This is a genomic window from Enterococcus sp. DIV1298c (assembly GCF_017316315.1).
GTDB classification, from domain to species: domain Bacteria; phylum Bacillota; class Bacilli; order Lactobacillales; family Enterococcaceae; genus Enterococcus_B; species Enterococcus_B mangumiae.
Genome location: NZ_JAFLWG010000007.1, coordinates 54886 through 77682, shown reverse-complemented (window position 1 = coordinate 77682; position 22797 = coordinate 54886). Strand labels below are relative to the sequence as shown.

Here is a 22797-nt window from a genome sequence, read left to right as displayed (position 1 = left end):
TATTGAGAGGTTTTTTCTAACTAAAAGATTCTGTAATATTTTGCACCACATTAGTTGCCTTATCTACCCATTCCCCTTTTGCAGAATCAGTCAAACGATCGCTGTATTGTTTCGTCAGCTCTTTTAGTTCTTGATTCGTGAGGTCTCTCGTGACTTGGATGGTGTTCTTTTTTGTATCTGAACTAACGCGGGCCCTTCTAGCGGTAAACAAAGTAATCAGTGCTTTTTCTAACTCTTGTCTTTGCTCATCAAACATTGTTTTCATTCCTTTCCATTTAAAAATTTTTATGGTTGGATTTTGCTGAATGATAGTTTTGTTGATTTTCTGCTAATTCGTCCTCGATTTTATGTAATGCTTTGCGTACAAGATATTGTCCTTCCTCTCTTGTATCATTGATCAAACGATACGCAACACGAGGATCGATACTTTCTTCATTTGAAAATAGTCGCTGAATCATTGGAATTTTTTCTGCTAATTGATCCAAATAGCGATTAAATGAACGTTTTTCTGCTTCAAGATCCGCCATTTTATTATCTAATTCTAATTTTTTTAGCCAATAAATCTCTTCGATTTGTTTCATTTCTTTCGATTCATTATCAGTCATCACTAGAATGTTCCTTTCTTAAATTGGCTTGCTAGTTCACTATCCAATTGTATCTGGCGCTCGATCGTTCGATTGATTTGGTAAATCAGATCTTCATAACTTGATTTGATCGAGCGAAGTTGATTCAACGACGCTTCATAATCAGTGACTGGTTCGATCAATACTTGTTGTCGAGTGACTCCCCCTTGCTCTAATGCTTCTATTTGTTCCATTTCTGTAAGGTTGCTTCCAAATGAACGAGCACTAGCTATTGTCGCTTGCCACAGTTCGTTTGCCTGATCGATACCCGTTTGATAGACCGTCATCAGATCAGTGATTTTTTCATCAATCACTGATTTCATTCCCGAGACAATACTTTTAGCTTGAACTGCATCAAGGTAGACTTCTTTAATTGTCGACATTCCTCCTGCTTGACTCCCCCAAGTACCCATAAGACCAGCAAACGATCTTTCCTTCAATCGTCTCTGATATTCGATTAATACATTGCCACTACCATTCGTTGTTAATAAATCACCATCTTCATCAAATTGGTAACCGCCCCACATATGTTGATCGATCGTTCCCATCAAGCCCAGCGGTTCAGATAATGGATAAACGATCTGTCCAACTGCCTTTTTGCCGTTCCCGTAACCAATCGTAACTAAATCTTTTGAATCAATGTAATTCAACACACGATACTCTTCGGTCAAATAATCCGCTTGCTGTTTTTGTTCAGGTGTTAATACTTCATAGATATTCGGCCCCTGATACACATAGCCATAGACTCGATCAGCATCACTTGAACTGATACTAGCCAACGCATATTGCGCATTCATTGATCCTAAAGAGTGCCCATATACATTGAATTCAGCATTTGGATAAGCTTTCAATGTTTTTTGAAGCGTAACAGCAGAAGACTGGAGCTGAGGCATTCCAGTTGACCCACCACCATTGATCACCTGAAAAGCTGTATAAAAATTGTTGTATATCCAATCTAATTTAGTATCCAATGAAGAATCAAACGACGAACCACGATACAAAACAGTAACTTCTTTTACATTTTCCCTTTCGCTGAGAGGTGCGGATAACGGTACATATTTGGTATCGGTGATGATAAAGGATTGTTCTCCGGTGAATTTGCTATTGATGTGGGAGACGTAGCCGATATTTATTTTATTATTATTTATTGAAAAAGGACTGTCCCTATCTAATTGTTCGTATTGCTTCTTTGCTATTTCAACCTTATCCTTTTCAGTATTCTTCACTGTCATCCATCCCTTCTTTTAATAATTTATCAAGTGCATTAGACCAACCTCCACCACCATTTTCTAGTTCACCAAGTTGCCCGTTTATCATATAGCGGTTTAAAATATTATAAGCAAGTAGTTCATCATTATCATTGATAATCAGTTGCACGCTTATACCGCCCATCGGATTCCTCTTAATACTTTCATAATCAATTTTATAACTTTTTATGACGCCTTCAGATGTCAGCGCCTTTGGTTCTATATTTTTCAGCCCTGCTTCAAAAACGATTTTTGCTTCTTCACTTTCGACTATCTTAATCATTTCTTCTTCTAACTTTAAATGGTTCATGTACATCGTTCCTCCTATCCATAATAGGCATATGCCAGCGATGATCAATACGATTTGGCGCTTTTTGATCGGTTTTCGCTTCATAAATGACCTCCTTTTTCTTTAATGTTTTTATGTTATCTCTTTTTTAAGAGTTTTTTTCAGCCTATACTTATTTCTATGTACACATCTTCTGTCTATAAAGGAGACAAAAAAATCATCTTTCAAAAGATTGATTGCCGCCAACCCAATTTAGTATCCAATGAAGAATCAAACGACGAACCACGATACAAAACAGTAACTTCTTTTACATTTTCCCTTTCGCTGAGAGGTGCGGATAACGGTACATATTTGCTATCGGTGATGATAAAGGATTGTTCTCCGGTGAATTTGCAGTTGATGTGGGAGACGTAGCCAATCAAGTTTTTATTCCCATTTATAAATATCTCCCCTTTCAGATGTAAATCTTCATATTGTTGCTTTGCTATTTCAACCTTTGCTTCTTCATTATTCCTCACTATCTTCCACTCCTTCTTTCAACAATTCACCTAGTTCATAGGTAGTATTTGCGCTACCAATTTTAAGATTACCTAGCTCGCCATCTATCGAATTACGACTTAGTAGGTTGGAAATAACTAGTTTATAATTACCATTGATAATTAGGGGTACACTAATACCTCCCATTGGATTGCTCTTAATATTTTCATAATCGATTTTATAACTTTTAATCACTCCTTCAGCTGTCAACGCATTAGGATCCAAGTTTTTTAATCCTGTTTCCAAAACGTTTTTTGCTTCTTCACTTTTGACTACCTTGATCATTTCTTCTTCTAACTTTAAATGGTCCATATACATCGTTCCTCCAATCCACAATAGGCATATGCCAGTGATGATCAATACGATTTGGCGCTTTTTGATCCATTTTCGCTTCATAAATGACCTCCTTTTTAAATATGTCTATCATTGTTCAATCGTCAGCAGTACATCACAGTTTTTATGTATTTTTTTTATTGATCAACCTATGTATAGCATGACATGTCACATAATCTTATTCTCTTTGTTTTATCTCCTCTTATTTAATTACGCTATTTCGATTGACTCACACAAAAATCTAACTTTTTCCTTTTATGTATCGTTTATTTGTTACTTTTTTCACATCAAGTATACACGACAATCCAATCATTCTTTCCTTAACTTCATAAAAACATGTTTTGACATCATCAACGTAGCTATTTATCTCATTTTTGTATTCTGAATTAATTTTCACTACATTCTATTCTTTCCATGATCTATCAAACATTTTACTAATGACTCTTTTGCAACGTCATAAAAAAATGGTATGATGGTTAATTAGAAAGTGAGGTTTTCTTATGGAAAGTTGGTTATTTCTTGGGTTGATCATGCTAGTTGCCGTCCTTGCTAAAAATCAGAGTTTGATGTTAGCGACTGGTTTTATTTTACTTGTTAAGTTTATTCCTGCATCTAAAGATTTTTTGACATGGCTTCAAGGCAAAGGGATCAATATTGGTGTGACGATCATTACTGCCGCCATCTTAGTGCCTATTGCTACTGGTGATATTGGTTTAAAAGATTTACTTGATGCCTTTAAATCACCCATGGGTTGGGTAGCGATCTTTTGTGGTGGATTAGTGGCTGTACTTTCGTCTAAGGGCGTTGGCTTGATTGCTACAGATCCACAGATCACCGTGGCTTTAGTCTTCGGTACGATCTTAGGTGTCGTTTTCTTAAAAGGGATTGCAGCTGGTCCTGTCATTGCCTCAGGGATTGCTTATTGCATTCTACAGTTATTTTCTTTTAATAAATAATCAAGCATTGAGTGGCTGAAGAAAGGATATTTTTGGCGTTCATGGTATACTGATTTTGAGGTGATCACAACATGCAAAAACTAAAATATTTCTTTGGAACTGTTGGTTGGTTTTTATTGGCTGTTCTATTGATTATTGGATTGACCTACTTGCTATTTCCTGATCTGATCCAAAATGTCTTTGATGCCAATTTCTAATAGACGTAACTGTTTTTTCAAATAGTTAGAAAAAAGAGTCGGAAAACTTGAATGCTTATGATATCATTCAAGTTCTTTCGGCTTTTTTTTGGCTTGATGCTTCTTTTTTGTTATACTAGGTGTGAGTACACCTCTTTTATGTTAGAAATTTTAAAAGAAGTGCGCAATGTTTGAATCAGAAGAAAGGAAGACGCTCATGGAAACTTTTGAAGGTCTTTTGATTGATACCTATGTTTTACAAGAACAACCAATGATGTTGACTGGTTTGAATCTCCAACTTGAAGATCGCATGATCAATTGCCTACTTAAAGATCGCTATTTGGCAAAATATGTTTTACGTTTACCATTAAACAAGTATGTATTGGAAGTTAGTGGAAAATGGAATCGCCGAAACCAATTAGTCATCAAGCGAATGATGATCAAGAACATCGATGAATACATCAAAATCATCGGAACACCTGAATAGTTTGTTTTCTTTTATTTTTTCAGTTATAAAATAACTATTCAATGTTAACGTTATGATTCATTGGTTTAAAGCAATCGTATCCCTTTTCAAAAAAAACTTTGCAAACGGTTGACTTTGTTATATACTAGTCCAGTACCAAACATCCCATTCAATTATTTATTTACCAAGATAAATTAAACCACGTTTGGTTAAGCGCTTGTTGTCTCCCACAACAGCGCTTTTTCTCTTTTATTCTTTCATCTTCTCTGCGCCTAAATCCACTGTCCCTGACAATTTCCTACGTGTTAAGGAAAAAAACTTGTCATGTTGATATTGCAATGCGCGCTCGCATTAGGTATAATAATGAATGTTGAATTATGCGGTAACACGCGTAAGAACTTTACTTATCGGAGGTGAAACAAATGCCAAACATTGAATCTGCAATCAAACGTGTTCGCACAAGCGAAAACGCGAATGTAAAAAATTCATCTCAAACTAGTGCTATGCGTACTGCAATCAAAAAATTTGAGGATGCTGTAGCTTCAGGTGCTGACAACGTAGATGCGTTATACAAAGACGCTACTAAAGCGATCGATATGGCTGAAACTAAAGGTCTTATCCACAAAAACAAAGCAAACCGCGACAAATCTCGTTTAAGCAAAAAAATCGCTAAATAAGGAAATCGGCTACGGCCGGTTTTTTTATTTATTTTCTTATAAATAAACACACACCACTTTCGCTGATTCTTTCAATCATCGACGAAAATCGTGTGTGTTTTTGTTTGCTATTAAAACTATCTATTTTTAAGTCTTTCAGCCGCTTGGAACACAAATAGTTGAAAGCTCAATTTTTTTTCGATCTGCCCGGTTTTCACCTGATAATCCATTTCAACGAGTTGGTCGAACAATTGGACTAATGTTTGTTCATCGAACTTCCTGACTTCTTGCATCGCTAGTTTGACGCGATATGGATGAATCTTCAAGGTTTCAGCGATATTCGCTTGTTGATAGCCGATTTTCACTAGAAATTTTGTTTGGAGATACAAGCGCAGTTGAGAAAGCAAAATCGCGTTGATCTTGATGATCTCTTCCCCTTGCGTCACTAAATCTTCGAATAATCGTAACGTATGCTCTGTATTACCAGAAAGCATGTATTGTGTCATGTCAAAAATATTGTGTTCCAATGTCTTGGGTACTAATTGCTCGATCTCCCGTGCAGTGATTTCTGATTGATTTTGACCATATAAGAGCAATTTATCTAATTCTGCCATCATTTTTGATAAATCCAAGTCTGTCAATCGCAAAAAGAGATCGATTGCCTTACGATCTAAAGTGATTGGCGTATTTTCTAAGGTATTCAATAAATACTGGCGGACTTCTTTTTCATTCAACTGTTGTACGTTGATCGTTATAGCTGTTTTCTTTAATTGCTTGGTGACTTTCTTGCGTTCATCCAATTTTTCGTACGATGCAAAAAATACGAGTACTGTTGATTCAAGTGGTTCTTTTAGATAATCTACTAAAAGATCCGTATTTTGTTCAACACTATTATTGCTTTTTTCACCCGTCAAAAAATAGGGATTTTCAACAAAGACCACTCGTTGATCACCAAAAAACGGTAACGTTTCTGCTTCTGCGATCACGTCGTCGATCGTTGCTTGATTCATATCAAATCGTAGAAAATTAAGGTCATCTTCTCCAGATATTTGTATTTTCTTGAGGATTTCTGTGCGCACTTGATCTTGTAAAAATTTCTCTGTTCCTAAAACGAGATAACAAGGTGCGAGTTTTTCTTTACGGATTTTTTGTAGTTCAGCTTGTATACTCACATCTCTCACCACTTTCCAATTTATCCTATCATGAGAAAACAAAAATTACTAGTCTATCATTTTCAATAGACGTCCATTTTGCGCCCAAAGAGGATGCCAATAAAAAGTGATTGCTCCATTTTGATCTGTCCGGTAAACTGCTATCTCTAAACTTTCTAACGTATCCATAACTTCTGGATGCGGATGACCATAGCGATTATTCAATCCATTCGACAAGATACCAATACTTGGCTGTAACGCCTCCAGAAATCTCGGATGACTTGAACTGCGGCTCCCATGATGCCCTAGTTTCACGACATCGGCTTTTAATGGCGGATAAGTCGCCAATAGTTCGAGTTCTCCTTCTTGATCCAAATCACCTAAGAATAAAAACCGCTGATTCTTATACATAAACCAAAGAACGATTGAGTCTTCATTTTTCCCCTGCCCTTTTTTGTTAGGCATCAAAACAGACAATTCAAAGTATGCGGATAGCCGTTCGCCTTGCTTGACCTCTATGATCTTCGTACCTTCCTTACTGAGTTTTAGTAGACGCTCGCGAAACTTTTGATCTTGAAGCGCGCCCCAACCAATATAGATTTGTTCAATGGTAAAATGTGACGCGAGTGTTTCCAATTCGCCGATATGGTCGGTATCGTTGTGCGTGAGAAATAATTTAGAAATTCGTGTGATACCTTGCCCTTTTAAATAAGGCACAATATTATTTTCTGCATGAGGACGAGTGATCCGCTGTTGCCAAGGCTCATTTTTAAAGGCTAATCTTCCCCCTGTATCAATCAATATCACTTCTTGTTTCCTTGGGCTTTTTAGTAGAATACTATCCCCTTGTCCGACATCAATAAACGTGATCGTTGTCGTGCTATCAAACATTGGTAGCAAGAAAAAGCTGGTGATGATCGGTAATGTATACGTGATTTTTTTCCATAAAGAAAGCGTGGTTCTTTCAAAAATCAGTAAGAGGATTATGATGCTTAATAAAACAAAAAAGAAGGCCGGCTGACCGATAGTCAATGTGGAAAAATCAAAGCAAGCGAGGAATGTTTCAAAGTGAAATAAAAAAGATTCGCTGAGGTCGATTACTGTTTGCTGAAGGATACTCCCTGTTAAAAACAGTAAAAATACACCTGGAAGAACGATCGATTGGAACAAAGGAATCATGATCATGGTAAATAAACCACCTAAAAATGACCACTCGTAGAAATACCATGTACTTAATGGTAACAAGATGATCGTCATTTGAAATATGTTAAACAAACGGTCTTGCCACCCTTTTGATGCATGAGGGAGCATCATGAAAAGAAAACTCAGCCACAAGCTTAGTTGTCCGCCTGTTTGAAGGAGGATCAATGGATCGTACAATAGTAGTACCCATAGACTGATTGAATAGCAATCAAGTACGGATAATTTGATGGAACATAATTTAAGTAGAAGTTTTAATACAAATAAGCTCCCTGCTCTGACAACAGAAAACGAACCTCCAGCAAGTAAAACATACGTCCCTGTGAGTAGGATCAGAGGGAAAATACTGATTTGTAAAAGACAGCCGCTTCTTCGAAAAAAGTAATATAACCAACCTAAATAATAATGGACGTGCATGCCAGATACACTAAATAAATGAAGTAACCCTGTTTCTTTAAAAATCGTCTCTGATTCGCGAAAGGAATGATCGCGAAAACCGAATAGTAAAACATTGATGTATATTCCTATTTTTTGAGGAAATCTTTCCTTAACATAGCGGATCGCTTTTCCCCGAAGTTCGCCAACTACATGCCTCCAGTCGCTTGTAGCAGAAACGAGTTGGAAATCAGTCGCATGGAAGCGACCACTGATACGTCTGCCTCTTAGATAGCTGTTTGTATCAAAAGCATAGCGATTGCGTAATGGTTCTATCATCTGGTAACTTCCATTGACCTGAAGCTGGATCGTTGCACCTCGAAAGTCCTCCCATCGCTCTGCTTCCTCTTTTGTTTTCGCTTGGTAACTTAGTTGGATTTTATGTTCTGTTGATAGTCTCCGTGCTTCTACAGTCAACCAGTCGCCATTGCGTTGGAGCGTATCAGTTGCTAGTAACAACTGCTCAGTGGTTTTAGTCTGATCGATCGTAGGGATCTCTGCTCGCAGACAAGCGAACCAGACGGTCACGGTACAAAAACAACAAAGAAAGATTACTGTACGGTTTTGTTTCAATAAAATGAGAAGAAAAAGACCAGCGATCACACGAGGCAGATCATGCTCGCTATAATAGACGGAACATAAAATGATCGAAGAGATTGCTGGTAATATCAAGTGGTTACGAACTTGTTCGCCAAATCGTTTAATCAAGTTCTCCTGTTGATTCATGTTGCAGTTTTGCAAAATATTTCATATCTAAGCTTACTTGATGGACGGATGCGCCCAATTGAGTAATCAATGACTGTGCATAGGGGTCATTACGATAATCATGTAAATAATGGATCTTTCTGATCCCTGCTTGAAGCAACGCTTTTGTACATGCCAAACATGGGAAATGGGTGACATAGATTTCGGCACCTTCTGTAGGCACACCTAATTTTGCACATTGCAATAACGCATTCATTTCTGCATGGATCGTTCGCAAGCAATGGCCATTTACGACGTAACAGCCTTCGTCGATACAATGAACATCCCCGCTCACTGCGCCATTATAACCGCCCGCAATGATCCGTTTGTCCCTCACGAGGGTCGCACCTACTTCTAAACGTGTACAAGTACTTCTTAATGATAATAATACAGCCTGTGCCATAAAATACTGATCCCAAGGAATCCGTTCATTGCTCATAATTTGTCACCTCAATGGTTTAGTCTATTGTAATTGTAACGAAGTTTTTGAGTTTTTCAACCGTCTTTTCGCCAAATCCTGAAATTTCTTTTAAACTTTCGATCGTTTGAAAAGAGCCATTGGTTTCGCGATAGTTGATGATCTCTTGTGCTTTCATTACGCCGATACCTGGAAGCTCTTGTAATTCAGTTAAAGAGGCGGTATTGAGGTTTACTTTTTTATCCTCTAGTTCTTCTTCCTCTGTTACTGCGGTAAATTCGGGCAATACTTCCCCAACTTCTGGGATATAAAGAACTTGTTGATCCGAGACTTTTGCTGCAAAATTGATTTGTTTTTCATCCGCTGTAGGCGTCAATCCCCCTGCTTTTTCGATAATGTCAAATACCCGTTCTTCGTCTGTGAAAGCATACATCCCCGGTTGTTGAACGTTTCCTTTCACGTCTACATACATGACTCGTTCGCTTGTTGTTTCGCTGATTGCAGACTCTTGTGTGCTTGATGAGTATGTCATGAAAGGTTCTTCCGCAAATTCATTTAAAGGATTAGAGTCATTCGATCGATAGATAAACACTACTGAAACGCTAAGAAGCAATAAACTGACTATGATGAACCCCATTATACGTTTTGGCGAATCCAAGTATTCTTGAACAATTTTCTTCATTGGTTTGGCGATTACTTTTCCTTTCTAAAAAATAGTGAAAGAACACTTTGTTGTAATGCTCCTTCACTATTAGATACGCCTAAAACGTTTATTTCATTTTATGTATGAAGCACGACTTATGCCCTTTGTTGTGAATTATATTTTGGTTTCAGGCTTCGAGACGGTACTTCAGGCGGTCGGTTATTGCCAGATTTTCGTACCGCTTCTTGCATGGTAAGATTCAAAGGGCGTTTTGAAGTTCCATGATCCTGGTGGGTAAACGTTCCTTTAGGCGCTCCAGAACCATTCTCTATCTCCCATACTCGTTGCATCACCGAACGCTTACTATTGCTAGTTTGCTCTTTCGCCATGGATGTTGATGTACTTGCTGCTTGTTGCGGTGCGGAGCGTAATTCCTGAAGTATCGAATTGCGCCTTTCAAAGGCTTTTTTCAACGAACCGTTTCCTGCACTGATTTGTGAGACCGCTGAATCATGAGAAACTTCTGATATAGTCGATAAACGTCTAGGCATGATCGGGTTATCATGGTGTCCAGTAAATGGCACCTCTCCATGGACAGAAGGGTTTCTCCTGTGTTTTTTTGGAGGTAATTTTGGCGGATTTTTTTGTTGCTCAATGACAAGTTCTTTCCGTTCATGTATTTGTTGATCATTTTCTCGTGAAACTTTTATATTTACCTCAACTGTATCCTTATTTAATTCTGAAAATGCTTGAGCTACTGTATGTTGAATCACTGCATAAGGAATCTCGTCAGATGTACTATTCACAGTAACAGAGTAAGTGGGCTTTTTTCCTATCGGATTTACTGGCAAGTCGAGGTCAGCGTAAACCAATTCTTTTTCTGACTCCTTTTTTTTCCAGGTACTTATTGGATTTTTTGGCGGTTGTTGATTTCGTTGAACTGGTTCTCTTTCCTGTTGTATATGCTTAATCGGTTTCCTATGTGTCGCTGTCTCCTGAAGACGGCTGATTTCACTAACGACTTTTGCCTCATCGATTGCTACTGGTCGATCGATCGATACTCCTTTATTAATGATTCCTTGAAGGTATTCTCGATCAAAATATTTGCTATTCAGTTCTTTCAATGTATTTTCGTATTTTTTTGGCTCTTTCACTTGGTCTCGTCTAAGGACAAAGTTGAAAAATCGATCAGACCTACTTTGCTTTTTCTGTTTAAAATCAGTTAGAATTTGTCTGATCCATAACGCACCGTTGCGATGCTTTGGCAACTGATCTTGTGTTTCTTCCATTTGTTTGTGACACTCAATCAATACTCTTTTGAAATCTGCTGTTTTGTTCAAATGTCCAAAGTGTTTTTTATACCTTTTGATTGAGTAATATTGCCCAAAGTCAAATGATGATTGACGATTACTTGATTGTTCCATATGTTGATTGCTCCTTTCCAACTCTTTTGTTATATGGTAGCAAATTTAGTTAAAATAACCTACAAAATAACAAAACGTTTTTTTGCTATTTTTGAAATAAACGAAAAAGTAGAAGTCCTGAATAAAATCAGACTTCTACTTTTTCGTATTTTTAAAATAAAGTTTCAGATCATTCAAGTCAACAACTATTTATTCCATGTTCTCAAGATATTCCAAAGCATCCTGTACTGTTTTGACAGGAACGATCTTCATGGATGTATTGAGTTTTTTAGCTGCAGCTTTAGCTTCCTCATAATTCGTTTTGATGTCCGGATTTTCTTTTTTCACATCATCAGATATCGTATCGTCTGGTGCAAAAAAGATTTCCATCCCTGCTTCATCTGCACTTGCTACTTTTTTATCGATGCCGCCGATACGTCCAACTTCTCCAGCGCTATTGATCGTACCTGTACCAGCGATCTTTTTCCCTTTACGAATGTTTTGATCCGTCAACTGTTCGTAAATCTCCAAAGTAAACATCAAGCCAGCGGAAGGACCACCGATCGAGCCAGAATTGATAGCAACTTCTGTGTCTGTGGCGATTTCTGTATGATCTGTCAAAGTGATGCCGATTCCTGGCTTTTTATCCGTAGATAACTCGATCAGTTTACCAGAAGCTTCTTCTTCTTTTCCATTATGAGTATAGGTGATCGTGACCACCTGTCCGACTTCTTGCCCTTTAACATACTCCATAAATTCTTCGGCACTCTTAAAGCTTCGACCATCCACTTGTGTGACCGTATCACCAACGGATAATTTCCCATAAAAGCTCGAATTTTTTTCGACGCTCATGACATAAACACCTTTGAATTCCATCGTATAAGGAATGTTCGCCAGTTTCAAGGCTTGCTCGATTGCCGCATTTTGGGAAGATTCCATATAGTATCTTTGCATTTGATTGTACTCTTCGTTGGTTGCTCCGCCGGTCAATTGTTCTTCACTCAGGACGTCTTGAAAATCTGAGAGAAGTGCTGAGACGACCCCAAAGCCTGTCGCTCTGCGAATGCCGACAGAAGTTAGAGAGAACGATCCTGATTCCTTATCCTCTTGATCATCGACGGTGATCATATCTTTTAGATCGATTGTCGCTCCTGGAGCTTCCACATAATACGGCAAAGGCACAATAACGAAGGCTGCTAATAACCCGCCTAAAAGGATCACGGATAATGTTTTCCACCATTTCTTATTTCCCATCTTCATCACGCTTTCTAGCTAGTGCTTCATTGATCACTGTCGGTAAATAGGAACTTACGTCGCCGCCAAAATAAAGAACTTCTTTAAGCATACTTGAACTGATATGACTATATTCTGGTTTTGCCATAAAAAGCACCGTTTCTAATTCTTGACTCAAATGATGATTCATCTGGGCAATATCTCGCTCATATTCAAAATCTTTGATGTTACGAACCCCACGGACTAATGCTTGAACACCTAGTTCCTTTGCTGTGGTCACCGTCAATTGTGTCTCTTGATGGATCACTCGAACATTTTCTATATGTGCAACTGCTTGTGTGATCAAATCCAAGCGTTCTTCTGCCGTGAATAGTGCTTTTTTTGATGTATTGATAAAGATTCCGACGATCACTTCATCAAATAACTTCGCAGCTCGTTCGATCGTATCTAAATGGCCCATGGTCAATGGGTCGAAACTTCCTGGAAATAAGGCCTTTCTCATTTATTGTTCCTCTTTTCTATAAATGGTGATCGCTGATATACCATAGGTCTGCTGCTTGATTTGTTTGAAATCTCCAATCGTATCAGGAAGCGCAACTGCCTTATCTGTCTCACAGACGATCAACGCAGCATCTTGAAAAAGTTCAAGTTCTGCCATACGCTCAATTTGATCGACGATTTTTTGTTTTGCATAAGGTGGGTCTAAAAATAGAATGTCGATCATTTGCTTTTCTGTAGCCAATGACTCGATTGCTTTATCGGCATCTAATTTCATCGTATTGAATTTATGCGGCTCTTTTGTGATCTCGATATTTTCTTTGATCACTTTTAATGCTTGATAATTCTTTTCCACGCAGATCGCGTAGCTACATCCTCTAGAAACAGCTTCAATCGCTAACCCACCGCTCCCTGAGTAAAGATCCAATACGACTTCACCATCAAAATAAGGACCGATCATGTTGAAGATCGATTCTTTGACCTTATCAGATGTTGGTCGAGTATTGGGTCCTGCTAAACTTTTTAAACGGCGACCGCCGTAATCTCCTGAAATTACTCGCATCTACTCACTCCTTGAAACATACTGTTATTAGTATACCAAAAAAATAGACTTGATTCCGATTAAAATCGCTAAATCTCAAGTCTATTTTTTCTTAACTTAACTTTTTATAAAAAATCAAAATCATTTGTTCACATTTTCTTCATTTTCGTTGGTATAAGCTACTAAGATATGAGTTTCTTTCATTTAAAAAACATGATCCGCCAAGCGAATCTTGGTATTTAATTCTTCGATCTCAAAACCTTCTTCTTTGACATCCACTTTTTTGCCGATTTTTTCAGCAAAATTCATCTCGATGTCTGGGCGGTAAGAACGTTCGACATTACGCACAAAATGTAGTTTTTTGATTCTTTCTTCCGTTTGTTCATAGTTGTCCTCGTTCAGATACATGATCACGTACTTCATTTTACGAGAGACATAATGGACCAAACCAAATTTACGAAGATTTTTCAGTTGTTTCAGACTGTATACCCACACGACCAACCCTCGTCGTTGTGTTCGTTCAAATTCTTTATTTTCTATGTCCATGGCAGTTTCCTCCGCACCCTTCACTTTTTTCAAAAAATGGACTACCTGCACTGATTTTGATTTCAGTAGAAATCGTATGTGCAAGTTGTTTTCCTATGGAATCAAGTATTTTCTGTAATTCATTTTCACTTATTCGAAAAGCAGCTACTTCTTCATTGAGATCCAATTGCCGTTTGGCTTGTCGTACGGCTCGCTGTTTTTCACGAAACTCTGGTACATACTTCCCATAAGGCTCAATCTTCTCAAATGCTTGTCTGCTTGAAATAAACTCATTTTTTAATTGAGCGACTTTGATAGAACGATCCATCTCTTTTTTATTCTTTAGATATTGTTCCATCAAATGACTTGTCAAAATCGTTTGAACAAGCTGATTGCACTGATCCTCCAGTTGAAACAACTCATCATTGATTATCACTACTTTCACTAGTCTCCTCTTTTTCCTGCATTAAGACTAACATGTTTTCTTTTGAAAACGCAACGCCTAACTGCGTTGGCTCCTTATCCAAAAATCGATCATGATAATAAGGATCAGTATACAACAATAAAAATGAAAAAGTCGGATCAATGATTGGATGCATGAATATCCCTGTTGTCTGATCTAATTGCCGCTTTTCTACCAAACGATTGATTTCATCATTTGAAAGCGTAAATCTAACAGTTGTTTGGGCAGTCTGTGATGCCATTTCCCATTCAGCCAAACGATTATCTGCCAGCCATTCTTCTGGTTGATTGAGAAAATCGGTTAACAATACATCCGTTTGGATCATAAACTCAGGAGAATGGTAATAATCAGGCAGTTCAGCTTCATGGCGCAACCGTGTCAATAACCTGGTGACGACACGCTCTCTTGACTGATTGATACTTTCCCAGTCAGCTGACTCATCTACTTGATATTGTGGCAAGCCTTCACCAAAGACCTGATAGGGCATTAGTTTCAACAAGCTTTTCTTATTTAAATATACCGTTGAGAATAATCCGCCTGTATCCTGATCAAAGAAAAGCATCGCAAATGTGCCGTTATCAAAAGCAATCAAGGGACGATAATTCATGTCTTCTTCTGTTAATTCGATCCCAACTTCCGTGTCTTCATATTCGAATGTGAAGTTCGGAAAAATCGTTGTAATTTCTGTTAGATCCTGCATAGTCATGCCAACGGAAAAAGGTGCTAAACTCGTCGCGTTCGCATTTAAAACTTTAATAGCCTCAACTTGGTCATTTTGTATATTTGCTTCGAGTACGATTTGATTGATGGGATCTTGATAATATCTGATCTCAAAACCGAATCCGCTCGTCAAGCGGTCTTTAGGTGAGCCGATCGCTGATTCTAATTTGGTGACTGGCTGACCAATATATGTAGAAAAACCAGTCGCACTTAGCTCCTGGTATTTCCAAGACGTTACCTGATTTTGATTTCCCATCAGTTGTTGGTCTTGTGTAGATGTTTCAAGCTTAGGAGGGAACACCACTGGCTCCAAATATAAAGCTGTTGTTACCAATAGTAATGTCGCTATGAATAAACCTAATCGCTTCAAATATTCCCTCCCCTTTCTTATTTTTCTGTGACTTCGATCAATAGATCACCGGAAGAAATTGGCTCTCCAGCAGTAACATACAGATGTGCGACCTCACCATCAAATGGTGATTCGATCGCTGTTTCCATTTTCATTGCCTCAGTGATCATCAACGTATCACCTTTTTTGACCGTATCGCCTTTTTTCACTAAGACATCTAAAACTGAACCAGACATCGTTGCACCGATTTGTTCTCGATTTGTTGGTTCTGCTTTACGTCTTGTTTTTACCGCACTGACGATCGACGTATCTTTGATAGTGATTTCTCTTCGTTGACCGTTCAAATTAAAGAATAACACGCGGTTTCCTTCAATGTCTGGTTCACCGATCTCATCCAAACGAATGATCAAGATCTTGCCTTTCTCGATTTGGACATTGACCGTTTCACCTAAGCGGATTCCTTGGAAGAACGTAGGTGTATCAAGCAATGTGACATCTCCAAATTGATTATATGCTGTTTGGTAATCCAAGAATACTTGTGGATACATCAAGTAACTTAGTACTTCTTCTTGTTTCGGTTCATAGCCGATCTTAGCAGCCAATTCTGCTTTGACCTGTTCGAAGTCCACAGTTTCAGCAAATAATCCAGGGCGTTCAGTGATTGCCGGACGTCCCTTCAAGATGATTTTTTGGAGTTTTTCTGGGAAGCCGCCAACAGGTTGCCCTAGTTCTCCTTGGAAGAACGTAACGACTGATTCTGGGAAACTCAATGTTTCACCTTTTTCGTAAATATCTTCTTCACTCAACTCATTTTGGACCATGAACAATGCCATATCGCCTACGACTTTGGAAGATGGGGTAACTTTGACAATATCACCAAACATCAAGTTCACTGTATGATACATTTTTTTGATATCATCCCAACGATGACCTAAGCCGACTGCTTTGGCTTGTTGTTGTAAGTTCGAGTATTGGCCCCCTGGCATCTCGTGCATATAGACTTCCGTTTCAGGCGCATTCAAGCCATTCTCAAATGGTTTGTAATACATGCGGACATCTTCCCAATAGTGATTCAGTTGTTGCGCATTTTGAACATTGATCTCCGGTACACGTGGGCCATTGACTAAAGCGTAATACAGACTGCTCATACTTGGCTGACTAGTGTTACCACTCATCGCACTCATCGCTACATCGACGATATCGACGCCAGCTTTAGTTGCAGCAGAGTAAGTAATGATCCCATTGCCACTCGTATCATGTGTGTGTAAATGAATCGGTAGATCAGTCGTCGCCTTCAATTCACTGATCAAGCGATAAGCAGCTTGTGGTTTCAACAATCCTGCCATATCTTTGATCGCGATCATATGAGCACCTAATTGCTCCAACTCTTTAGCCATGTCCTTATAGTATTGTACGTTGTATTTTGCACGACTTGGATCATTGATATCTCCTGTGTAGCAGATCGTCGCTTCTGCGATTTTACCTGTGTCACGAACCGCTTGGATACTCTTTTCCATTTGCGGTACCCAGTTCAAGCTATCAAAAATTCGGAAAACATCGATTCCTTGCGTAGCTGCCTCTTTGATAAATTCAGCGATCACATTATCTGGATAGTTCGAATAACCGACAGCATTCGAACCTCTAAAGAGCATTTGCAATAACGTATTCGGCATCAACGAGCGAATCTTGCGCAGACGTTTCCATGGGTCTTCATTCAAGAAACGATAGGCAACATCAAAGGTTGCGCCACCCCACATTTCACTTGAAAACAGCTCAGGAAGTCCTTCGCCAGTCAAACGGGCGATTTCTTTGAAGTCTTTTGTACGTACACGTGTTGCCAACAAACTTTGATGCGCATCTCTGAACGTTGTATCCGTCAATAACACATTTTCTTGTTGCTTGACCCAATCCACTAAAGCAGAGGCACCATCTTGGTCTAAGACGTTTTTAGCTGTGACGTAATCTGGACGAGTAATCAATTCTTTAGGCATCCGTGGCGCATCGTAGTAAGGCTTTTCACCACGTTCGATTCCAGGAAAACCATTCACAGTGATTTCTCCGATATACTTCATTGTTTTATTTCCGCGATCACGTAAGCGCGGGAAAACAAATAATTCATTCGTACTGTCAATAAATGTCGTTTTTGCTTGCCCGGATTGGAATTCTGGATGCAAGATCACATTCAACATGAACGGGATATTTGTTTTTACTCCACGGATACGAAATTCTCTTAAGCAGCGTTCCATTTTTTGGATCGCTGTCGTAAAATCAGCCGCATGTGTACAAACTTTTACTAGAAGAGAATCAAAGTAAGGCGTAACGATATAACCTGCATAAGCATTTCCTACATCTAAACGCACGCCCATCCCACCTGGAGAACGATAGGTATCGATCTTACCTGTATCTGGTAGGAAATTACTCAAAGGATCTTCAGTCGTGATCCGACATTGGATCGCTGAGCCTTTGATTTTGATCTCACTTTGCTGTGGCAAGCCGATTTCTTGGTGTAAGTCTTTTCCTTGTGCAATCAATAATTGAGTCGTCACGATATCGACATCAGTGATCATCTCAGTGATCGTATGTTCCACTTGGACACGTGGATTGACTTCGATAAAATAAAATTCGTCTTTTTCAACTAAAAATTCGACGGTTCCTGCATTGACGTAACCGACATGCTTCATCAATTGGACAGCCGCATCACAAATGCGTTGCCGTTGGCTTTCATCCATTGAGACGCAAGGGGCTACTTCGACGACTTTTTGGTGACGTCGTTGAACGGAGCAATCACGTTCAAATAAATGGATGATATTCCCATGAGTATCTCCTAAGATCTGGACCTCGATATGTTTCGGATCAGAGATATATTTTTCAACATAGACCTCATCGCTCCCAAAAGCAGCTTTAGCTTCACTTTTTGCACGTTCGTATCCTTCACGTGCGCCTTTTTCGTCATAGGCCACACGCATCCCACGACCACCGCCACCTAATGCTGCTTTGATCATCACTGGATAACCGTAACGATCAGCAAAAGACAACACTTCTTCAACGGATGCTACTGGTCCATCTGTTCCAGGGATCGATGCGATACCCGCTTCGATCGCCGCTGTTTTTGCTTTGATCTTGTCGCCAAAAATATCAAGATGATGAAGTTCTGGCCCAACAAAAGTGATTCCTTCTTCTTTGCATCGTGTCGCAAAGTGTAAGTTTTCAGATAATAGTCCGTAACCTGGATGGATCGCGTCTGCACCACTTGCTTTGGCGATCTCAAGAATCCCTTCAATATCAAGATACGCATCTATCGGCCTTTTTCCTTTACCAACTAGATATGCCTCATCCGCTTTAAAGCGATGCACGGAATATTCATCTTCTTCTGCATAGACACCTACAGTTTGGATCCCTAATTCTGTACAGGCACGAAATACCCGTACAGCAATCTCTCCTCTGTTAGCTACCAAAACTTTTCTCATCGAATCACTCCTACGTCATTTTAGTAAATACCTAAACTCTTACGTTTCTCATCTGCGCTGATATTCAGGACAAAGCCTACACAGATCGAAAGCATCAGTAAACTCGAACCACCTTGACTTAAAAATGGGAATGTGATCCCTGTTAATGGGATGATCCCTGTGATCCCGCCAAGGTTGACAAATACTTGGATCAAAAACATCGAACCGATCCCGATACATAGTAAAGAATTGAACGGATCTTTTGAGCGGATACCCACCAAAATGATACGAGCAATCATGAACATCAATAAGGCTAAAATCAAAATCCCCATGATCACTCCTAGTTCTTCTACTACAATGGCATAAATAAAGTCGGTTTGGGCCTCTTGTAGAAACCCTTTTTTCTGGATACTATTTCCTAATCCGCGACCGAATAGTCCACCATTGAACATCGCATAATAGCCGTTGACCATTTGGTGTCCACTATTCAACTCGTCAGAAAAAGGATTTTGGAAAATCTCAAAGCGATGATAAATATATTGTAGTCGCCCTGGGAAAAATCGCCCTTGGGTCACATTGATCAACCAAATCGCTACGATACTAAAAATGACTCCTCCGACACCAACGATCAAGGTATACAGATAGTTGACACCACTAGCTAATAGTAACACGATGATGATCAAAAAAATAACCGTTGCATTCCCGAAGTCGGGTAAACTTGCAACTAATGCTGTCAGGGCAAGGACTAAGAGCAAGGGACGTTTGACGGTCCCAATAAAGTTTTTTTGCACACTCATTTGTCGTTGCGACAATGTGAAGGAGAGATACCAAATAGCAATGATTTTCAAATACTCTGCGGGTTGGAGAGAAAAACCGGCAATCTCAAGCCAACCTTTGGCACCATTTCGTTCTTCCCCAAAAAACAAGACGATCAATAATAAAATCGTCAAGACTGCGATAGCCGCCATGATCAATCGCTGATTTTTCAATACACCGATCTTCATTTTGTATAATAGTGCGATGACGATCAAACTTAGCACCCAAAAAATACTTTGATTGATGACGGATGATGCTGGATTATTGCCATTGGCTAATAGTAAGTAGGACGTAGAGCTATAAACCATGATCAATCCGATGATACATAAAATCAAATATGGGATCAAAATACTATAATCCAACAGATGCCTTTTTTTTACCTTGTTAGGCAAGCCTATTCCCCCTTGCCACTTTCTTTTTTGTCATAATTTTCTCGATAGACTTCATTGTATAAATGATTCAATTGACGTTCTAACTCGCTGAGCATCAATTGCCCCTCTTGTTTGTCAATGATACCTACTCGTATCGCAAAATTCACTTGCTGAGAAAATCCATACATTTGCGTATCGACCACCTCTTCAAATGCTTTACATTGCGAGATACAAAGACTGTTTGTTTGATTTTGAATCAAACGCTTGATACGATCCGCCTCATCGATCAACACATTGAGTGCCGTCTCTTTTGAAAGAGAATCCATTTGTCTTTCCCTCCATTTCTAAGTTCATTCATTATAGCATATTTTCGTTCCTATCTGAGCGTAAACCTAGATTTATCTAGGCTTTTTTTTATGTTTTTTTACCATCACTTTGCGTAGCGCTTTCTTGGAAATCTTGGATCGTTTGTAAAAACACCTCGCCATACTTATCCAGCTTACTCTGACCTACCCCTTTGATTTGCAAAAGAGCTAAACGATCACTTGGACGATTACGACTCATGTCTTTTAGCGTCGCATCTGAAAAAACGACATAAGGTGGCACACCAGCTTCACTAGCCAAGTCGGTCCTCAACTGGCGCAATACTTCAAATAATCCGTCTGTTTCATCATCAGACAGCTGTTGTACTTTTTTAGGTTCTTTTTTATGGACTGTTACTTTCCCCATAAGGACTTGTACTCCTAATTCACTGACTTTCAACACAGGATACTCTCCACTAGCTGCTAGTAAATAACCACTTGAGATCAAATATTCGATCAGCTGTAAAATATTTTTTTGTGATTGTTTTTTTAATAGCCCATACGTAGACAATCGATCAAACTGAAACTGCTTGATCTTCTGATCTTTTGATCCTGCGAGGACTTTCATCAATAGTTGTTTGCCGTAGTTCTCACCCATTCGTTTCAAACAAGATAAAACCATCTGCGCTTCTGTCGTGACATCGATCAGTTCACGATCATCTAAACAATTTCCACAACGCTGACAAGGTTCACTTACTTCCCCAAAATAATCGAGGATATATTCTTGAAGGCAAGACTCGATGTGCACATATTCTGTCATGGCTTTGATCTTGTCGTATTCTTTATGTTTTTGCTCTTCTTCTCGTTGGGATTGTTGAACAAAAAACTTTTGGACCTGCACGTCTTGTGGCGCAAATAGCAAAATGGCTTCACTAGGCAAACCATCTCTGCCCGCACGTCCAGCTTCTTGGTAATAAGCTTCCAATGAACCAGGTATTTGATAATGGATCACAAAACGAATGTTACTTTTATTGATCCCCATACCAAAAGCATTCGTTGCAACGAGTAGCTGAATACGATCATAGAGAAAGGCTTCTTGCATTTCCGTCCGTTCTCTTTCTGAGATCCCACCATGATAACGTCCAACGGAAAAGCCAAATTTTGTCAGTAATTGGTACAACCGATCCACTTCTTTTCGGGTGGCTGCATAGATGATCCCTGACTGATTTTGATTGACTTTTAAATATTCGACCAAATATTGTTCTTTTTTCTGATCTTTGATCACTTGCAACCGCAGATTTTCTCGCGCAAAGCCAGTTTGGATATGATTCTTTTCAGGGATTTTTAAAAGTCTTTTGATATCATTTGCTACGGGAACAGTCGCTGTCGCCGTTAAAGCAACGATTGTCGGTCGCTGAGAAAGATTTTCCAAGGTATTCGCCATTTGCAAATAACTCGGTCTAAAATCATGTCCCCATTGTGAAATACAATGTGCCTCATCGATTGCGATCAAACGAACCGACCACCGATTCATCGCTTGGATAAAATCAGGCATGATAAATCGTTCCGGCGCAACATACAGCAACTGATACTGATCCGTATCTAATAAACGAAACCGTTGTGCCACTTCATAGCCATCTAAGGAGCTATTGATAAATGTCGCCGCGATCCCTAGTTGATTCGCTGCATCCACTTGATCTTTCATCAACGAAATCAAAGGAGAAACGACGATCGTCAGCCCCTCTAAGGCTAGCGCGGGCAGCTGATAGCAAATCGATTTTCCACTTCCTGTGGGCATGATGCCTAAGACATCTTCTTGATTCATGATTTTCTCAATGATCTCTTTTTGACCTGGGCGGAAAAGCTCATAGCCGAAATATTTTTTTAATAACTGCTCCATATGCGCCCTCCTCTTTTTCTATTTATTTTTATCCATTCAACCATTTATCGTTCGATCCATCTATTAATTACGCATTTCTGCGAATCTCTTGTCAAACATGCACTATCTATTTTACTTCTCTCTGCTTATAAGAGCAAGTTTTACTCTGTGAAACAAAATGCTTATTGTGAAACTAAAAACCACACTTTTAGAGTCTTTTAAAAGTTCTTTTAAAAATTCTTCTTGGTATTCTTGCTTTCATTTTTTGTTTCTTTTAGTTCTCCACAGCTAGCGATTCAATAGCGTGTTGTTGATTTTGCTTTTTTCCTTTTAAGATTCATTTATTTCGTTTTAGAATTTAGTCTTCATGACTCAAA

The 22797-nt window shown here is 39.0% G+C and carries 25 protein-coding genes; 4 read left to right on the top strand and 21 right to left on the bottom strand.

Annotated features, from left to right (window positions below):
• Window positions 1–16: 16 nt before the first annotated feature.
• From JZO83_RS01685 to JZO83_RS01660, 6 genes are all read right to left on the bottom strand, one after another.
• Entirely contained in the window at window positions 17–256 is a 240-nt protein-coding gene (locus JZO83_RS01685; protein WP_206857818.1) for a hypothetical protein, read from the bottom strand.
• 19 nt (window positions 257–275) lie between these two features.
• The gene (locus JZO83_RS01680) at window positions 276–605 is read right to left on the bottom strand and encodes a hypothetical protein (RefSeq protein WP_206857820.1); all 330 of its coding nucleotides are present in this window, start codon (window positions 603–605) and stop codon (window positions 276–278) included.
• A 2-nt stretch (window positions 606–607) separates the two neighbouring features.
• Window positions 608–1855, bottom strand: a complete 1248-nt coding sequence (locus JZO83_RS01675) for a hypothetical protein (protein ID WP_206857823.1) — start codon at window positions 1853–1855, stop codon at window positions 608–610.
• Window positions 1836–2264, bottom strand: a complete 429-nt coding sequence (locus tag JZO83_RS01670; RefSeq protein ID WP_206857825.1) for a DUF1310 family protein — start codon at window positions 2262–2264, stop codon at window positions 1836–1838. Before JZO83_RS01670 ends, JZO83_RS01675 begins: the two co-directional genes overlap by 20 nt.
• Before the next feature lie 119 nt (window positions 2265–2383).
• The gene (locus JZO83_RS01665; protein ID WP_206857827.1) at window positions 2384–2677 is read right to left on the bottom strand and encodes a hypothetical protein; all 294 of its coding nucleotides are present in this window, start codon (window positions 2675–2677) and stop codon (window positions 2384–2386) included.
• Window positions 2667–3092, bottom strand: a complete 426-nt coding sequence (locus JZO83_RS01660; RefSeq protein WP_206857829.1) for a DUF1310 family protein — start codon at window positions 3090–3092, stop codon at window positions 2667–2669. The genes JZO83_RS01665 and JZO83_RS01660 overlap by 11 nt, the downstream gene beginning before the upstream one ends.
• Before the next feature lie 437 nt (window positions 3093–3529).
• Here JZO83_RS01660 and JZO83_RS01655 point away from each other — a divergent pair, with 437 nt between their 5' ends.
• The 4 genes from JZO83_RS01655 (at window position 3530) to rpsT (ending at window position 5304) form a co-directional block, all read left to right on the top strand.
• Complete coding sequence (locus tag JZO83_RS01655) at window positions 3530–3985, top strand: DUF441 domain-containing protein (protein ID WP_010735644.1); 456 nt, start codon at window positions 3530–3532, stop codon at window positions 3983–3985.
• 71 nt (window positions 3986–4056) lie between these two features.
• Window positions 4057–4182 (top strand): hypothetical protein, encoded by a 126-nt coding sequence (locus JZO83_RS14455; protein WP_010735645.1) that lies wholly within the window; start codon window positions 4057–4059, stop codon window positions 4180–4182.
• A 196-nt stretch (window positions 4183–4378) separates the two neighbouring features.
• A complete protein-coding gene (locus JZO83_RS01650; protein ID WP_206857831.1) occupies window positions 4379–4648 on the top strand; it encodes a hypothetical protein in 270 nt (89 codons plus the stop codon).
• A gap of 401 nt (window positions 4649–5049) precedes the next feature.
• The gene (gene rpsT / locus JZO83_RS01645) at window positions 5050–5304 is read left to right on the top strand and encodes a 30S ribosomal protein S20 (RefSeq protein WP_206857832.1); all 255 of its coding nucleotides are present in this window, start codon (window positions 5050–5052) and stop codon (window positions 5302–5304) included.
• A 116-nt stretch (window positions 5305–5420) separates the two neighbouring features.
• Here rpsT and holA read toward each other — a convergent pair whose 3' ends face one another.
• From holA to recQ, 15 genes are all read right to left on the bottom strand, one after another.
• Window positions 5421–6467 (bottom strand): DNA polymerase III subunit delta, encoded by a 1047-nt coding sequence (holA, locus tag JZO83_RS01640; RefSeq protein WP_207114830.1) that lies wholly within the window; start codon window positions 6465–6467, stop codon window positions 5421–5423.
• Window positions 6468–6503: 36 nt separating this feature from the next.
• Window positions 6504–8777 (bottom strand): DNA internalization-related competence protein ComEC/Rec2, encoded by a 2274-nt coding sequence (locus JZO83_RS01635; RefSeq protein ID WP_207114829.1) that lies wholly within the window; start codon window positions 8775–8777, stop codon window positions 6504–6506.
• A complete protein-coding gene (locus JZO83_RS01630; protein ID WP_206857836.1) occupies window positions 8770–9252 on the bottom strand; it encodes a ComE operon protein 2 in 483 nt (160 codons plus the stop codon). The genes JZO83_RS01635 and JZO83_RS01630 overlap by 8 nt, the downstream gene beginning before the upstream one ends.
• 19 nt (window positions 9253–9271) lie before the next feature.
• Window positions 9272–9763: a helix-hairpin-helix domain-containing protein gene (locus JZO83_RS01625; RefSeq protein ID WP_242542340.1), complete on the bottom strand. Its 492-nt coding sequence runs from the start codon at window positions 9761–9763 to the stop codon at window positions 9272–9274.
• A gap of 266 nt (window positions 9764–10029) precedes the next feature.
• Window positions 10030–11298 (bottom strand): hypothetical protein, encoded by a 1269-nt coding sequence (locus JZO83_RS01620; protein ID WP_207114827.1) that lies wholly within the window; start codon window positions 11296–11298, stop codon window positions 10030–10032.
• A gap of 189 nt (window positions 11299–11487) precedes the next feature.
• On the bottom strand, window positions 11488–12531 hold the full coding sequence (locus JZO83_RS01615; RefSeq protein ID WP_207114833.1) for a SepM family pheromone-processing serine protease: 1044 nt from the start codon (window positions 12529–12531) through the stop codon (window positions 11488–11490).
• A complete protein-coding gene (gene coaD, locus JZO83_RS01610; RefSeq protein WP_207114826.1) occupies window positions 12521–13012 on the bottom strand; it encodes a pantetheine-phosphate adenylyltransferase in 492 nt (163 codons plus the stop codon). Before coaD ends, JZO83_RS01615 begins: the two co-directional genes overlap by 11 nt.
• Window positions 13013–13570, bottom strand: coding sequence for a 16S rRNA (guanine(966)-N(2))-methyltransferase RsmD (gene rsmD, locus JZO83_RS01605; protein WP_207114825.1), 558 nt, complete (start codon window positions 13568–13570; stop codon window positions 13013–13015).
• A gap of 183 nt (window positions 13571–13753) precedes the next feature.
• Window positions 13754–14095 (bottom strand): YlbG family protein, encoded by a 342-nt coding sequence (locus JZO83_RS01600; protein WP_206857871.1) that lies wholly within the window; start codon window positions 14093–14095, stop codon window positions 13754–13756.
• A complete protein-coding gene (locus JZO83_RS01595; RefSeq protein ID WP_207114832.1) occupies window positions 14079–14510 on the bottom strand; it encodes a YlbF family regulator in 432 nt (143 codons plus the stop codon). Before JZO83_RS01595 ends, JZO83_RS01600 begins: the two co-directional genes overlap by 17 nt.
• Window positions 14497–15627 (bottom strand): CAP-associated domain-containing protein, encoded by a 1131-nt coding sequence (locus JZO83_RS01590; RefSeq protein ID WP_207114824.1) that lies wholly within the window; start codon window positions 15625–15627, stop codon window positions 14497–14499. Before JZO83_RS01590 ends, JZO83_RS01595 begins: the two co-directional genes overlap by 14 nt.
• A 17-nt stretch (window positions 15628–15644) precedes the next feature.
• Complete coding sequence (locus tag JZO83_RS01585) at window positions 15645–19073, bottom strand: pyruvate carboxylase (protein ID WP_207114823.1); 3429 nt, start codon at window positions 19071–19073, stop codon at window positions 15645–15647.
• 20 nt (window positions 19074–19093) lie between these two features.
• Complete coding sequence (locus JZO83_RS01580) at window positions 19094–20260, bottom strand: FtsW/RodA/SpoVE family cell cycle protein (RefSeq protein ID WP_207114822.1); 1167 nt, start codon at window positions 20258–20260, stop codon at window positions 19094–19096.
• Window positions 20261–20262: 2 nt separating this feature from the next.
• The gene (locus tag JZO83_RS01575; protein WP_206857886.1) at window positions 20263–20565 is read right to left on the bottom strand and encodes a YlaN family protein; all 303 of its coding nucleotides are present in this window, start codon (window positions 20563–20565) and stop codon (window positions 20263–20265) included.
• A gap of 88 nt (window positions 20566–20653) precedes the next feature.
• On the bottom strand, window positions 20654–22441 hold the full coding sequence (recQ, locus tag JZO83_RS01570) for a DNA helicase RecQ (RefSeq protein ID WP_207114821.1): 1788 nt from the start codon (window positions 22439–22441) through the stop codon (window positions 20654–20656).
• Window positions 22442–22797 lie beyond the last annotated feature (356 nt).